We start from the raw sequence: 13,519 nt of genomic DNA, 5'->3' as shown, positions 1-13,519 counted from the left end.
TCTCCTCAGTGCTTGTGACGGGCAAAGCGTTGAATGATCGGCAACTGCTTGCGCAGGGCCTGGTCGACCACGCGTGGCAGCAGACCGTTGAGGCGCACGAACAGGCGTTCCGGCCAGCCCAGGTGACGTTCCTCCTGCTCGCGGCGGATGGTGTCGAGCAGTTCCTCGGCCACCTGCGCGGGGTCGTCCATGGCCACGCCAAGCTCATCGTTCATCGCCACCACGCTAGGGGCGTTCATCGACGTGCGGGTGGCGCGCGGTGCGAAGTAGAGGACGCGTACGTGAGTGTCGGCCAGTTCGCGGCGCAGGGCCTCGGAGAAGCCGCGCACGGCGAACTTGCTGGCACAGTAGGCGGCAAAGCCGGGGTAGCCGATGGCGCCGAAGGTGGAGCCGACGTTGATCACCAGCGCACGCCGTTGCGCCCGCAGCAGCGGTAGCAGTCGTTGGGTCAGTTGAAGCGTGGCGGTGACGTTGAGGCCGATCAGCTCGGCGATCTGCTGCTCGTCCTGCTGGTCGAGCAGGCCGAAACGATTGACCCCTGCGGCGTTGATCAGGCAATTGAACCCGCCGAAGTTCTGCGCCGCGGCGAGCAGTGCATCACGGCCGCTGCGGGTGGCGATGTCGGCCTGCACCAGCTGCACGTTCTGCGGGAAGCGTTGCAGCAGCGGTTGCAGAGGTTCCAGGCGACGGCCCACCAGCAGCAGATGGGCACCCTCGCTGGCCAGACGATGCGCCAGGGCCAGGCCGATGCCACCACTGGCACCGGTGAGCAGGGCACGGCAATCCGTCGGTTGCATGACCTTACTCCTCGCTCGACAGCGGCAGGCTGCGGAACATGTCGCCGTAAAGGCGGTAGACGACCTTAGCGGTGTGCACCACGGCGGCCTTGTCATCGTTGTTGTCCAGTTGGTTCATCAGCTTCTTGAAGAATTCGATGTGCTCCAGGTCCAGACTGCCGTGGGAGTTGAGGTAGCTGAAGGCTTTGTTCGGCAACTGCAGTTTGTCCTGAATGATACCGGCGGCCTGGGTGGCCAGGGCGATGCTGGTGCCTTCGAGTACATTGACCATGCCGAAGAAACTCACCGGATTGTGCCGGGCGATACGGTCGTAGACGTAGGCCACCATCAACTCGGTCGGCAACTGCGGAGTGCCATGGCGCACCGCTTCTTTATCGGCACCACAGGCGGCGATGTCATTGAGGATCCACTCCTGGTGGCCGGTTTCCTCCTCGATGTACTCGGCGATGGCCTCGCGCAGCCATTCCAGGCGTTCCGGCAGGCGTGCGCCACAGGCCATCAGCAGCGGTACGGTGTGCTTGACGTGGTGGTAGGCCTCGGTAAGGAAGGCAATGTAGCTGCGCAGGGCGACCTGGCCGGTCATGGCCTGCTGGATGATCGGTGCGCCGAGCAGGTAGTCGCGCTCGGCCTGGGTCTGGGCCAGCAGGGATTCGTAGAAGCTCATGCGTGTACTCCTTCTGCCACCAGGTCATGGATGGCGCTTTGGTAATGGTTGAACAGGGCGGCGCGGCGCAGACGACCATTCGCTGTAGCCAGGTCATTGCTCGCGCTGAAAGGGGCATCGGCGCGCAACCAGTGGTGCACGCGGGCGTAGTCCGGGAGGCCGTGATTGACGGCGTCCACGGCTTCCTGCAACTGCGCATCAGGGGTATTGGCGAAGCGCGGCACCAGCACTGCGACGTTGGCTGGCAGCGCCTCGCCGTGCAGCCAGGCCTGGGCGATGGGCAACTGTTGCATCAGCTCGGACTCGACCCATTCCGGATTGACGTTGCGCCCGAAGGCGGTGATGAACTGATGTTTTTTGCGCCCGTGCAGCACCAGAAAACCGTGCTCGAAATGACCGAGATCGCCGGTGCCCAACCATTCGCCTTGCGGCGCCGGCTCACCGAGGTAGCCGAGCATGCGGGCGCCCTTGACCAACACTTCGCCGTCAGTTGCCAGGCTCACCTGCAGGTGGCCAAGCGGCTGGCCGGTGCTGCCGATGCGGCGCTGTTCGGGCGTGTTCAGGCAGACAACCGAGGCGCACTCGGACAGCCCGTAACCCTCGAAGATCGGCAGGCCCAGTGCATCGGCGCGTTGCAGCAACTGGGCGGAGACGCGCCCGCCACCGACGGCGACGAAGCGCAGCGAGTTCGGTACCGGCAGTTTGCGCTCGGCCGCGCTGACCAGCGCCAGCAGCAGTTGCGGCAGCAGGATCAGGCTGTGCGGCTGAGCAGCTTGCAGTGCCTGCAGAAAGCGCATCAGGTCGAAGCCGCTGGCGCCGCTCAGGCCAATCTGCGCCATGGGCATCAGCTCCACGAGCGCGCCGGCCAGCAGCGGCGCGTAAACCCCGGCGATGTTCTCCAGCAAGGTCGCTAGCGGCAGGATGCACAGGTGCCGCTGCACCTCGCGGCTGGCGCTGGCCTTGATCAGGCTGTCGGCCACCGCCAGTTGCGTGTCCAGATCCAGGCACACGCCCTTGGGTTGGCCGGTGGTGCCGGAGGTGTAGGTGATCTTGCAGGTGCCGGCATGCAGCTTGGGCGGCTGTGCCACCGTGCGGCGATGAATGTCGTTCTCGACGGGGATGAAACCAGGAGCGCCGTTGCCGATCAGGCAGTCGATGCCGGCACTGTCGAGCACATGGCGTTGCTGATCGGCGGAGAAGAACCCCGGCACTGGCACGCAGACCAGGCCGGCGTGCAGCACCGCCAGGTCCCACAACACCCAGTCGATACCGTTGTCCAGGGCCAGCGCCACGCGGTGGGCGCCGAGGGCGCGCAGGTGCCTGCCGCGCGCGGCGACCGCGCCGAGCAGCTCGGCATAGGTCAGGGTACGTTCGCCTTCGGCCAGGGCGATGTGCGTACCGAACTCGCCGAGGCGGGTGAAGAAGGATTCAGCTGCAGACCACATCGGGCATGTCCTCTAGGGCATACAGCGGTTGATGACCGAGACGCGGATAGGCGCCCAGCTGCAGTAGGCGCTGGTGGCCGCCATGGATGTCGCCGGCCATCACCAGCGGGCGGTTGTCGTAGTAGCTGCCCCAGTCGGCCAGCTCCTCGCCCATGCGCGCCGGATCGGCTTCGCCGAGGGCGATTGGAGTCAGGCCCAGGCGCTGGAAACTGTTGAGCAGGGTCGGGGTACCGGTGAAAGTGACCCAGCGAAAACCCAGAGCCACCAGCAGGTCGGTCAGTGCGACGATCAGCAGGCGCGCGGCGCCGGGGCTGTCGGCGGCCAGGTTACCGACTTCCACCAGCTCGTCACGGCCAGGCTCGGTGTGGCCGAGGCGTGCGCCGATGGCGTTCTGGATCGGCTCGTCCAGGTAACGTTCGAGAAACAGCGGCCCGCTGCCGGCACTGCGCACGCCCACTGCGCCGAGCAACTGCCCGGCCTGGTTTTCCAGGCCGAACAGGCAGGGCATGAAGTGACGGATGCGTGCGCCGTGCTGCAGTTCGAAGCGTTGGCGGATGAACTGCTCCAGGGCAACGCGACGTGCGCTGCCAGGGGAGGCCAGGTGGAGTTCGTAACTATCGCCGCGCCCGATACGGGCAACGGGACGATCATGCTGCGCCCAGGGTAGTTCCATGCTCGGAACCTCGGTGATGAACCTGGGGGCGATTGTGTGAGGGGCTGGCTTAACGCTGTATTAAGGCTTTGCAAAATGTTTCAGGCTTGTGGTTTCAGCGTTGACCATCGCGGATGAATCCGCTCCTACAACGGGCTAGAGCACTGGTTCATGGCCGAACGAGCGGTTAAGGTTCGCGAGCATCAGAACTTGGCTAGCAGGGTATGCAGTGCTAGGCGCTTCAGTCTTCAACGGAGGAAGTATGACATCGACTCAGACGCAAACGGCGCTGCGTCCCTTGCTCGCGGAGCTAGCCGAATTGATCCGTCAGGCTCGGCAACAGGCGGTTCGTGCGGTGGATGTGATTCAGGTGCAAACCTGCTGGGAAGTGGGCCGGCATATCGTCGAGTTCGAGCAGGCTGGGCAGGCGCGTGCCGCCTACGGCAAGAAGCTGCTGCCGACGCTGGCCAGTGAGCTGACGGCTGAGTTCGGTAAGGGCTTCGATGCCTCTAACCTGCGCTACATGCGTCTGTTCTACCAAGCTTTTCCGATTCGTGACGCACTGCGTCACGAATTGAGCTGGACGCACTATCGCATCCTGCTCAAGCTGGACAGCGACAGTGCACGGCAGTGGTACATGAACGAGGCCGCGACGCAGAATTGGAGCACTCGTGCGTTGGAGAGGCAGATCGGTACGCTGTATTACGAGCGCCTGCTGGCCAGCCAGGATCGCGCGGCGGTCGAGCAGGAGGCGGCGAGCAAGCTGCAGGCCCTGGGCAAGAGCCCGCGTGAGTTCGTGCGCGATCCTGTGCTGCTGGAGTTCCTCGGCCTGCCCAATGCCGGCACCATGCTGGAGGGCGAGCTGGAGCAGGCGCTGATCGACCAGTTGCAGAGCTTTTTGCTGGAACTGGGCAAGGGTTTCGCCTTCGTCGGCCGGCAGCAGCGCATCAGCACCGAGAGCAAGGATTTCTATATCGACCTGGTGTTCTACAACTACCTGCTCAAGTGCTTCGTCATTTTTGACCTCAAGCGCGGCGAGCTGACCCATCAGGACATCGGCCAGATGGACATGTACGTGCGCATGTTCGATGACCTCAGGCGCGGCCCGGAAGATGGCCCGACCGTGGGCATCATACTCTGTGCGCAGAGGGATGCGTCAGTGGTGCGTTATTCGGTGCTGCAGGGCAATGAGCAACTGTTCGCCAGCAAATACAAGCTGGTGTTGCCCAGCGAAGAAGAGCTACGGGCCGAGCTGGATCGGGAGCGAGCGCGGCTGGCCGAGCAACGTGGGCTGTACTGGGTTCACTGAGCTGGGAGGGGGTTGTGCATCAGGGCACCGAGCGGCTGCCAGGCTCGGCCCCGGGCCTGAGGATATTCAGCCGACCTGCGCAACCCAGTCATTGAGGTTGTAGTAGTTGCTGATGCGCGCGACCTTGCCGTTTTTGATCTCGAAGAAGGCGCCGGCCGGCAGCACATAGGTCTGGCCATTGGCCGGCGGCAGGCCCTCGTCGTTGGCCAGGTATTCGCCGTGTACCACGAACTCGGCAGCGGCGCGGTCGCCTGCAGCGTTCTGCATGACCACGATGTCATCCAGGCGCTCGCGGTAGCAACGGTTCATCTTGTTCATGAAAGCGGCGAAGGTGGCCTTGCCGACCTGACGTTCACCCTGGTTGATGTCGTGCACCACGTCTTCTGCCAGCAGGTCGAAGAAGGCGGGCATGTCGCCGGCGTTGAAGGCAGCGTAGTAGGCCTGAACCAGTTCGGTGGCGGTCATGGCTAAGTTCCTTTCGTGGCGTGGTTAGTGGTTCGTTGGCCCGCATGATAAGTTCACCGTTTACCGCTGGTATAGCTGCTGGCGTCACCCTGTTGCTGGCGAGCGACTGCAATGGATATCCGACTGCTCCGGGGCGCGGAGATCGAACCCCATATCGACGACCTGGCGCGCCTGCGCATCCAGGTGTTCCGCGAGTTTCCCTACCTCTACGACGGCAACCTCGACTACGAGGCCGAATACCTGGCCACCTACGTGCGCAGTGCCGATAGCCTGTGCGTGCTGGTACGTGACGAGGGGCGTGTGGTCGGCGCGTCCACGGCACTGCCGCTGGCTGATGAAACCGAGGAATTTCAGCAGCCATTCATCGCTGCGGGGTGGAATCCGGCGCGCATCTTCTACTGCGCCGAGTCGGTGGTGTTGCCGGCCTGGCGCGGGCGTGGACTCGGCGTGCGCTTCTTCGTCGAGCGCGAGGTCCATGCGCGCAAGCTGGGCGGCTTCGACTGGTGCGCCTTCTGCGCCGTGCAGCGCCCCGTCGATCATCCGAGGCGGCCAGCCGACTATCAACCGCTGGACGCCTTCTGGGCGCGCCGCGGCTATCGCCATCACCCCGAATTGCACACCTATTACCACTGGCGCGATCTGGATGAAGCCGAGGAGTCGGCCAAACCCATGTCGTTCTGGTTGAAGGAGCTCGCGTCATGATCAAGGTCGCCGCCTGCCAATATCACATCGACTTGTTCGCCACCTGGGACGCTTATGCCGAGCATCTCACCACGCTGTGTGAGGACGCAGCCGGGCAGGGCGCCGAGCTGCTGCTGCTGCCGGAATACGCCGGCCTGGTGCTGACCGGCCAGTTGCAGGAAGCCGAGCGCGGTGACCTGCACGGCTCCATCGCCGGTATCCAGCCGCTGCTGCCACGCTGGTTGGAACTGTGCGAGAGCTTGGCGCGGCGGTTGAATATCTACCTGCAGCCTGGTTCGGTGGCAGTGCTGGATAATGACGGTATTTACCGCAATCGCGCCTGGCTGTTCGGCCCGGACGGCTGTCTGGGCACTCAGGACAAACTGATCATGACCCGCTTCGAGCTTGAGCAGTGGCACATCGCAGCGGGTAACGGCCTCAAGGTGTTCGATACAGATTTGGGCAAGCTGGGCATCCTGATCTGCTACGACAACGAATTTCCGCTGCTGGCTCATACCCTGGCCGAAGCCGGGGTCGACCTGATCCTCGCGCCCAGTTGCACAGACACCGTGGCCGGTTTTCACCGCGTGCGTATCGGCGCCCAGGCCCGTGCGCTGGAGAACCAGATCGCCGTGCTGCATTCGCCCACCGTCGGCCTGGCGCCCTGGTCGCCGTCGCTGGACGAAGGCTATGGCCGCGCCTCGCTGTACGTACCATCGGACTACGGCATGCCGGCTAGCGGCATCGTCGCCGAGAGCGAGGAGCTATGCCCCACGCGCAGCCACTGGCTGATCTGCGAGCTGGATCTGGATGAAGTACGCCGCGTGCGTGAGCAGGGCCAGGTGTTCACCCGTCGTGACTGGCCACGGCAGTTCGATGACGGCCGGCTGGTGCTACGTTGACCGCGATGCAGGCGCCGCACGATTCGCCCCAGGCCGCCTATCAGTGTGCGCTTGCTGCCGGTTTCGTGGTCGATGCCGCGCAGCGCCGTGCGGTCGAGGCGCTGCAGCACTGTCATGAGGCTGTTGAGCGAGGTGGGCGGCCTCTTGGCGTCTACCTCTGGGGGCCGGTCGGGCGTGGCAAGACCTGGCTGATGGACAGTTTCTACAACGCCTTGCGGGTGCCGGCGCGGCGGCAGCATTTTCATCATTTCATGCAGTGGGTGCATCGCCGGCAGTTTCAGCTCACTGGCAATGCCGACCCGCTGCGCCTGCTGGCCGAGGAGTTGGGGCGCGAGGTGCGCGTGCTGTGTTTCGACGAGCTGTTCGTCAGCGATATCGGCGATGCCATGCTGCTCGGTCGCCTGCTCAGTCTGGTGGTGGAGCAGGGCGTGGTGCTGGTGGCGACCTCCAACCAGCCGCCGGATCAGCTCTACGCCGAGGGCTACAACCGCGAGCGCTTCCTTCCGGCTATCGCCGCGCTCACGGCGCACATGCAGGTGGTGGCGGTCGACGGCGAGCAGGATCACCGCTTGCATCCCGGCGCTGAGGTGCAGCGTTATTGGGTGAAGCAGCCGCAAGCCTTGGGTGAGCTGTTCGCTCGTTTGAGCGAGGGGCAGATCATCAGCCGTGAGCCAGTGCAGCTGGCCCATCGCAGCGTATCGACCCTCGGCCATAGTCCGGCCGCGCTATGGTGTCGCTTCCGTGATCTGTGCGAGCAGCCATTGGCAGCGGTGGATTTCATCGAATTGTGCGAGCGCTTTCCGGCCATCCTGCTTGGCGAAGTGCCGCGCCTGGGTGGCGAGCAACGCGAGGGGCGCATCGCCCGTGGCACCGAGGACGGTGCCGAACGGGTCGATGCCGGGGATCGGCAATTGCCGGCGCTGTCGCTTAATGACGATGCGGTGCGCCGCTTCATCGCCCTGGTCGACGAGTGCTACGACCGTCGCGTGCCACTCTACATCGAGGCCGCGGTGGCCTTGGATGAACTCTACACTCAGGGCTACCTCGATTTTGCCTTCCGCCGTACGCTCAGTCGCCTGCGCGAGATGCAACTGCAGCGCTTCGGCGCCAGCTGATTCAGCCGGCCAGATACTGCTCGGTCGAAACCACGTTCGCGTAGGCGAAGGCCAGTGCGGCCATATAGGCGGCATGCACCTGGGCGGCCGGAATCGATTGCCCCTCGAATTCCTGGTCGCGCGTCGCGCAGGCATCGTGAATGACCGTGGTGGCATAGCCGAAGTCGCTGCTGGCACGTGCTGCAGCGTCGATGCACATATGACTCATGGCGCCGACCAGCGTCACCTGCTCGATGCCGGCGGCGTCGAGTTGAGCCTTGAGATCGGTGCCGAGAAAGGCGTTGACCTGATGCTTGAGCACCACCACTTCGCTCGCCAGCGGCTGCACCTGCGGATGGATGTTCGCACCAGCGCTGCCGGGAACGAAGAAGGGCGCGTCGGCGCTTTCGAATTCATGGCGTACATGGATCACCTTATCGCCCGCCTGGCGTGCTGCCGCCAGCACGCGGGCGGCGTTGGCGGTTGCTCCGTCCATGCCTTCGAGCGACCACTTGCCGCCGGCAAAATAGTCGTTCTGGATGTCGATCAGGATCAGGGCGCGCTTGCTCATGGTTGTCTCCGTGGGATGATGTGCGGCAAACCTTATCGCCCTGGCGCGCCTGCGAGGATGGGCGCGGCCGACAATCTGCGGGGAAAAACTGACAATGAGCGAGCGCTGTCTGGAGATTGGCCTGTTGCGCTACCCCGGTGCCCAGCTGGCAGCGGTGTATGGTCTGGGCGATCTGTTCGCGGTGGCCAATCGCATGGCCGCCGGGCAGGGGCGTGAGGGGCTGCCTCGGCTGCGGGTCAGTCACTGGCAGGCCGATGAAGCAGGACAGCTTCAGCGCATGTTCGACAGCTTGCCGCAGGCCGAGGGTACGCCGCAGGTAGTGATCTTGCCGCCCTGTCTGGACGATGCTGCTGAGCAGCCGCTCGCTGCCGTCTACCGTGACTGGCTGCGTGCACAGCACGGCGCCGGCGTGCTGCTGGCTTCGGTCTGTGCCGGTGCCTTTGCACTGGCCGAGTCCGGTTTGCTCGATGGGCGCACGGTGACTACCCACTGGGCGCTGGCAGCGCAGATGGCGGCGCGTTTTCCGCAGGTGCAGGTACTGCCCGAACGCATGGTGATCGATGACGGTGACCTGATCACCGCCGGTGGTCTGATGGCCTGGACCGATCTCGGTCTGGCCATTGTTACTCGCCTGCTGGGGCCGACCATCGCCGCCGAGACCGCGCGCTTTCTGGTGGTGGACCTGAACCGCGAATCGCAGCGCCATTTCAGCAGCTTCGCGCCCAGCCTCGATCACGGCGATGCCGCAGTGCTTGCTGTGCAGCGCTGGTTGCAGGGGGAGGAGGGCGCCGAGGCGAGCCTGGCCGATATGGCCGCGCGTGCCGGGCTGGGGGAGCGCACCTTTCTGCGTCGCTTTCGCGCCGCCACCGGGCTGAAGCCCACCGAGTACTGCCAGCAGCTACGTGTGAGCAAGGCGCGCGAAATGCTCGAGTTCACTCGCCAGAGCATCGACCAGGTGGCTTGGCAGGTGGGGTATCGCGACAGTGGCGCGTTTCGCAAGGTCTTCACTCGTCTGGTGGGCCTGTCGCCTGGCGATTACCGGCGGCGTTTCGGCACCACTGCGCGTTAGACCGAGTCTTCCGCCGCCTTACCTGCCGGATTGTCGCGGGTCGGCATGGCGAGAATCTCCGGCAGCACTTCACGGGCGAATACGTCATGCAGGCGACGCAGCTCGGCCACTGGGTCGAGATGGTGGTCGACGCGGATGTCCCACAGCGGATACGCCTCCTGATCGACCACGTAGATCACCGCGGAGGATTCGCCATGACGGTCGCCGCCGCAGCGGTCGCCAGCGGCCAGGGCTTCGATCAGGCGTTCGATCAGTGGGCGTTTCTCCGCGTGGCGGAAGGCTTCGGCCACGGCGTCCAGTACCTGTGGGCCGACCAGGCGATTGCCCTGCACGGAGAACTGTTCGCCGCTCAGCGAGCCGGCCCAGGGCAGGCACTTGTCGCCGGTCCAGCACAGGCTGTCACCCTGAGCGTCGATCAGCGCGCATTGGCGCAGTTCCATGCACGGATCGGTGGCTTTGAGGCGCTCCAGGACTTCCTTAGCCGACAATCCCTGACGCAGTAGCGCCAGTCCATCCAGACCCAGATAGGGGTTGACCTGCGCGCCTGGGTCGCCAACGCCCCCGCACCAGCGGCGGCATGGCTGAGCAGTTTGCCGACGGCGGGCATGGCAGTGGCCGCTGCGACGCCGAACTGTCCGGTACGTGGGCAGCGGGCAACGATGGAAAAGGTCATGGCGCCTCCTTGGCGGTTTCCCGGTTAGGCCACTCCTGGGCAGGTATCGTTCCGCTTGGCTGCTTGTCGCGGCCTTTGCCAGATGGCCACGGGCATCATCTAATGGGCGCCGTTAACTGCCTGCAATGAGGAACGCCGCATGATTCTTGGCCAGTCGCTCGCCCAGTGGCGCGCGCAATATCCGCTGCTCGACGAACTGATCGCCCTGCGCGAAACCAGCTGGTTCAACCCTGCCGTGGCGCCTGTCAGCGAGGCGTTGGACGATGTGGGTTTGAACGCCGCAGACGTGGCTGATGCCAGCGCCCGTCTCGCGCGGTTCGCGCCCTACCTGGCTCGAGTGTTCCCGCAGACGGCTGCCAGTGGCGGGATCATCGAATCGGACATCCTGCCCGTGCCGCAGATGCGCGCGTTGCTCAGTGAGGAGGCCCAGGCAGAAGGCGAGATCGGCGCGCTGTGGCTCAAGCGCGACAGCCATCTGCCCATCTCCGGTTCGATCAAGGCCCGCGGCGGCATCTACGAGGTGCTCAAGCATGCCGAGGACCTGGCACTGGCTGCCGGGTTGCTCAGCCTCGATGACGATTACGCCTGCCTCGACAGCGAAGAGATGCGCGCCTTCTTCGGTGGCTATCAGGTAGCCGTCGGCTCTACCGGCAACCTGGGTTTGTCCATCGGCATCATCAGCGCGCGGCTGGGTTTCCAGGCCACGGTGCACATGTCCGCCGATGCGCGCCAATGGAAGAAGGACAAGCTGCGCGCCCATGGCGTGACGGTGGTCGAGTACGCCAGCGATTACAGCGTTGCGGTGGAGCAGGGGCGGCGTCAGGCCGAAGGCGATCCGCGTTGCCACTTCGTCGATGACGAAAATTCCAGGCACCTGTTCCTCGGCTATGCGGTGGCGGGTGAGCGTCTCAAGCAGCAACTGGCAGCGGCTGGTGTCGTGGTCGATGCCGAGCATCCGCTGTTCGTCTACCTGCCTTGCGGCGTCGGTGGCGGGCCGGGTGGTGTGGCGTTCGGCCTGAAGCTGGCGTTCGGCGACGCGGTGCACTGCCTGTTCGCCGAACCGACCCATTCACCGTGCATGCTGCTCGGCGTGCATACCGGTCGGCATGAAGAATTGGCGGTTCAGGATTTCGGTATCGACAACCGCACGGCTGCCGACGGGCTTGCCGTGGGGCGGCCATCCGGTTTCGTCGGCCGCGCCATGCAGCGCCTGATCGATGGTTATTACACGGTCAGCGATGAGCAGCTGTTCCGCTACCTGGCGTTGCTGGAGCAGACCGAGGGCCAGCGCCTGGAACCTTCGGCTCTGGCCGGCATGCCGGGTGTGCTGCGCGTGCTTGGCGAGCAGCAGGGCTATCGCCAGCGCATGGGCCTCACTCCTCAGCACATGGCGCAGGCGACCCATCTGGTATGGGCGACCGGCGGCAGCATGGTGCCGCAGGCGGAGATGGACAGCTACCTGGCGCGTGGCCGGCAACTGTTGCAGGGTTTGGGCGAGGATTGACGCAAGTCTGTAGGAGCACCGTCCCGGGGCGAAGCTTCTCTGCCGTTTGCACGGGCCAATTCGCCGCGGGGCGCGGCTCCTACCCAGGAGCGATACGCGTCGCGCCTGAAAACGCAGAAGCCCGGCACTTGGCCGGGCTTCTGCTTTGCAACGTTGACGCTTACTTCACTTCTACCGCCAGGCTTTCGGCGATCTTCTTGTTCCAGATCGCAGGTCCCGTGATGTGCACGGACTCACCCTTGGTGTCGACCGCCACGGTCACCGGCATGTCTTTGACTTCGAACTCGTAGATGGCTTCCATTCCGAGTTCTTCGAAGGCCAGCACCTTGGACTTCTTGATCGCCTGGGCCACCAGGTAGGCGGCGCCGCCGACGGCCATCAGGTACACGGCCTTGTTGTCCTTGATTGCGTCGATGGCGATCGGGCCGCGCTCGGACTTGCCGATCATGCCCAGCAGGCCTGTCTGCTCGAGGATCTGCCGGGTGAACTTGTCCATCCGCGTAGCGGTGGTCGGGCCAGCCGGGCCAACCACTTCGTCACCGACCGGATCGACCGGGCCGACGTAATAGATGAAGCGACCCTTGAGGTCCACCGGCAGTTGCTCGCCCTTGTTCAGCATGTCGACCATGCGCTTGTGTGCAGCGTCGCGGCCGGTGAGCATCTTGCCGTTGAGCAGGACGGTCTCGCCCGGCTTCCAGCTCTGCACGTCTTCCGGGGTCAGCGTATCGAGGTTGACGCGGCGCGCGCTCGGGCCGGCTTCCCAGACGATTTCCGGGTAGGCGTCCAGATCCGGCGCCTCCAGTTCGGCAGGGCCCGAGCCGTCGAGCACGAAGTGGGCGTGACGGGTGGCGGCGCAGTTGGGGATCATGCACACCGGCAGGCTCGCGGCGTGGGTCGGGTAATCCATGATCTTCACATCGAGCACGGTGGTCAGGCCGCCCAGACCCTGGGCGCCGATGCCCAACTGGTTGACCTTCTCGAACAGCTCCAGGCGCAGCTCTTCGATACGGTTTTGCGGGCCGCGAGCCTGCAGCTCGTGGATGTCGATGTGCTCCATGAGCACTTCCTTGGCCATCACTGCCGCTTTTTCGGCAGTACCGCCGATGCCGATGCCGAGCATGCCCGGCGGGCACCAGCCGGCGCCCATTTCCGGTACGGTTTTCAGTACCCAGTCGACGATCGAGTCGGACGGGTTGAGCATGGCCATCTTCGACTTGTTCTCGGAGCCGCCGCCCTTGGCCGCGACGTCCACTTCCACCTTGTCACCAGGGACGATGGAGTAGTGGATCACCGCCGGGGTGTTGTCCTTGGTGTTCTTGCGGGCACCGGCCGGGTCGGCCAGGATCGAGGCGCGCAGGACGTTCTCGGGCAGGTTGTAGGCGCGACGCACGCCCTCGTTGATCATGTCGTCGACGCTCATGGTGGCGCCGTCCCAGCGCACATCCATGCCGACCTTGATGAACACGGTAACGATGCCGGTGTCCTGGCAGATCGGGCGGTGGCCGGTGGCACACATGCGCGAGTTGATCAGGATCTGCGCCATGGAGTCCTTGGCGGCCGGCGACTCTTCCTTCAGGTAGGCCTCGTGCATCGCCTGGATGAAGTCGACGGGGTGGTAATAGGAGATGAACTGCAGTGCGTCGGCGACGCTCTGAATCAGGTCGTCCTGCTTGATCACGGTCATTGGGGCGCT

The 13,519-nt window shown here is 64.6% G+C and carries 13 protein-coding genes and 1 pseudogene; 6 read left to right on the top strand and 8 right to left on the bottom strand.

Annotated features, from left to right (window positions below):
• Window positions 1–5: 5 nt before the first annotated feature.
• Genes PSOLE_RS11175 through PSOLE_RS11160 form a run of 4 tightly spaced genes read right to left on the bottom strand, consistent with a single transcriptional unit; the run spans window position 6 to window position 3,579 of the window.
• Window positions 6–797, bottom strand: a complete 792-nt coding sequence (locus PSOLE_RS11175; RefSeq protein ID WP_074856250.1) for an SDR family oxidoreductase — start codon at window positions 795–797, stop codon at window positions 6–8.
• 4 nt (window positions 798–801) lie between these two features.
• A complete protein-coding gene (locus PSOLE_RS11170; RefSeq protein ID WP_074856252.1) occupies window positions 802–1,461 on the bottom strand; it encodes a TenA family transcriptional regulator in 660 nt (219 codons plus the stop codon).
• Window positions 1,458–2,906: an AMP-binding protein gene (locus tag PSOLE_RS11165; RefSeq protein WP_074856254.1), complete on the bottom strand. Its 1,449-nt coding sequence runs from the start codon at window positions 2,904–2,906 to the stop codon at window positions 1,458–1,460. Before PSOLE_RS11165 ends, PSOLE_RS11170 begins: the two co-directional genes overlap by 4 nt.
• Window positions 2,890–3,579, bottom strand: a complete 690-nt coding sequence (locus tag PSOLE_RS11160; RefSeq protein WP_074856256.1) for a thermostable hemolysin — start codon at window positions 3,577–3,579, stop codon at window positions 2,890–2,892. The genes PSOLE_RS11165 and PSOLE_RS11160 overlap by 17 nt, the downstream gene beginning before the upstream one ends.
• A 241-nt stretch (window positions 3,580–3,820) precedes the next feature.
• On the opposite strand from PSOLE_RS11160, the gene PSOLE_RS11155 reads away from it, so the two are divergent.
• Window positions 3,821–4,867, top strand: a complete 1,047-nt coding sequence (locus tag PSOLE_RS11155; protein ID WP_074856258.1) for a PDDEXK nuclease domain-containing protein — start codon at window positions 3,821–3,823, stop codon at window positions 4,865–4,867.
• Window positions 4,868–4,933: 66 nt separating this feature from the next.
• Here the strand turns inward: PSOLE_RS11155 and PSOLE_RS11150 are convergent, their stop codons facing one another.
• On the bottom strand, window positions 4,934–5,332 hold the full coding sequence (locus PSOLE_RS11150) for a nuclear transport factor 2 family protein (RefSeq protein ID WP_074856260.1): 399 nt from the start codon (window positions 5,330–5,332) through the stop codon (window positions 4,934–4,936).
• Between the two features lie 111 nt (window positions 5,333–5,443).
• Here PSOLE_RS11150 and PSOLE_RS11145 point away from each other — a divergent pair, with 111 nt between their 5' ends.
• Genes PSOLE_RS11145 through zapE form a run of 3 tightly spaced genes read left to right on the top strand, consistent with a single transcriptional unit; the run spans window position 5,444 to window position 8,030 of the window.
• Window positions 5,444–6,034, top strand: a complete 591-nt coding sequence (locus tag PSOLE_RS11145) for a GNAT family N-acetyltransferase (protein WP_074856262.1) — start codon at window positions 5,444–5,446, stop codon at window positions 6,032–6,034.
• Window positions 6,031–6,915, top strand: a complete 885-nt coding sequence (locus tag PSOLE_RS11140) for a carbon-nitrogen hydrolase family protein (RefSeq protein WP_074856264.1) — start codon at window positions 6,031–6,033, stop codon at window positions 6,913–6,915. The genes PSOLE_RS11145 and PSOLE_RS11140 overlap by 4 nt, the downstream gene beginning before the upstream one ends.
• A 5-nt stretch (window positions 6,916–6,920) precedes the next feature.
• Window positions 6,921–8,030, top strand: coding sequence for a cell division protein ZapE (zapE, locus tag PSOLE_RS11135; protein WP_074856344.1), 1,110 nt, complete (start codon window positions 6,921–6,923; stop codon window positions 8,028–8,030).
• Between the two features lies 1 nt (window position 8,031).
• Here the strand turns inward: zapE and PSOLE_RS11130 are convergent, their stop codons facing one another.
• The gene (locus tag PSOLE_RS11130) at window positions 8,032–8,580 is read right to left on the bottom strand and encodes a cysteine hydrolase family protein (protein ID WP_074856266.1); all 549 of its coding nucleotides are present in this window, start codon (window positions 8,578–8,580) and stop codon (window positions 8,032–8,034) included.
• A gap of 94 nt (window positions 8,581–8,674) precedes the next feature.
• On the opposite strand from PSOLE_RS11130, the gene PSOLE_RS11125 reads away from it, so the two are divergent.
• A complete protein-coding gene (locus tag PSOLE_RS11125) occupies window positions 8,675–9,649 on the top strand; it encodes a GlxA family transcriptional regulator (protein WP_003462386.1) in 975 nt (324 codons plus the stop codon).
• Here PSOLE_RS11125 and PSOLE_RS11120 read toward each other — a convergent pair.
• Window positions 9,646–10,322 (bottom strand): annotated as a pseudogene (locus PSOLE_RS11120) (DUF1028 domain-containing protein). The gene PSOLE_RS11125 and the pseudogene PSOLE_RS11120 sit on opposite strands and share 4 nt — an antisense overlap.
• Before the next feature lie 139 nt (window positions 10,323–10,461).
• Here PSOLE_RS11120 and dsdA point away from each other — a divergent pair.
• Complete coding sequence (gene dsdA / locus PSOLE_RS11115) at window positions 10,462–11,826, top strand: D-serine ammonia-lyase (protein WP_074856268.1); 1,365 nt, start codon at window positions 10,462–10,464, stop codon at window positions 11,824–11,826.
• Window positions 11,827–11,986: 160 nt separating this feature from the next.
• Here the strand turns inward: dsdA and PSOLE_RS11110 are convergent, their stop codons facing one another.
• On the bottom strand, window positions 11,987–13,510 hold the full coding sequence (locus PSOLE_RS11110) for a fumarate hydratase (protein ID WP_074856270.1): 1,524 nt from the start codon (window positions 13,508–13,510) through the stop codon (window positions 11,987–11,989).
• Between the last annotated feature and the right edge of the window lie 9 nt (window positions 13,511–13,519).

The organism is Pseudomonas oleovorans subsp. oleovorans (genome assembly GCF_002197815.1).
Taxonomy (GTDB): Bacteria; Pseudomonadota; Gammaproteobacteria; order Pseudomonadales; family Pseudomonadaceae; genus Aquipseudomonas; species Aquipseudomonas oleovorans.
This window is presented reverse-complemented; position numbering and strand designations above follow the sequence as displayed.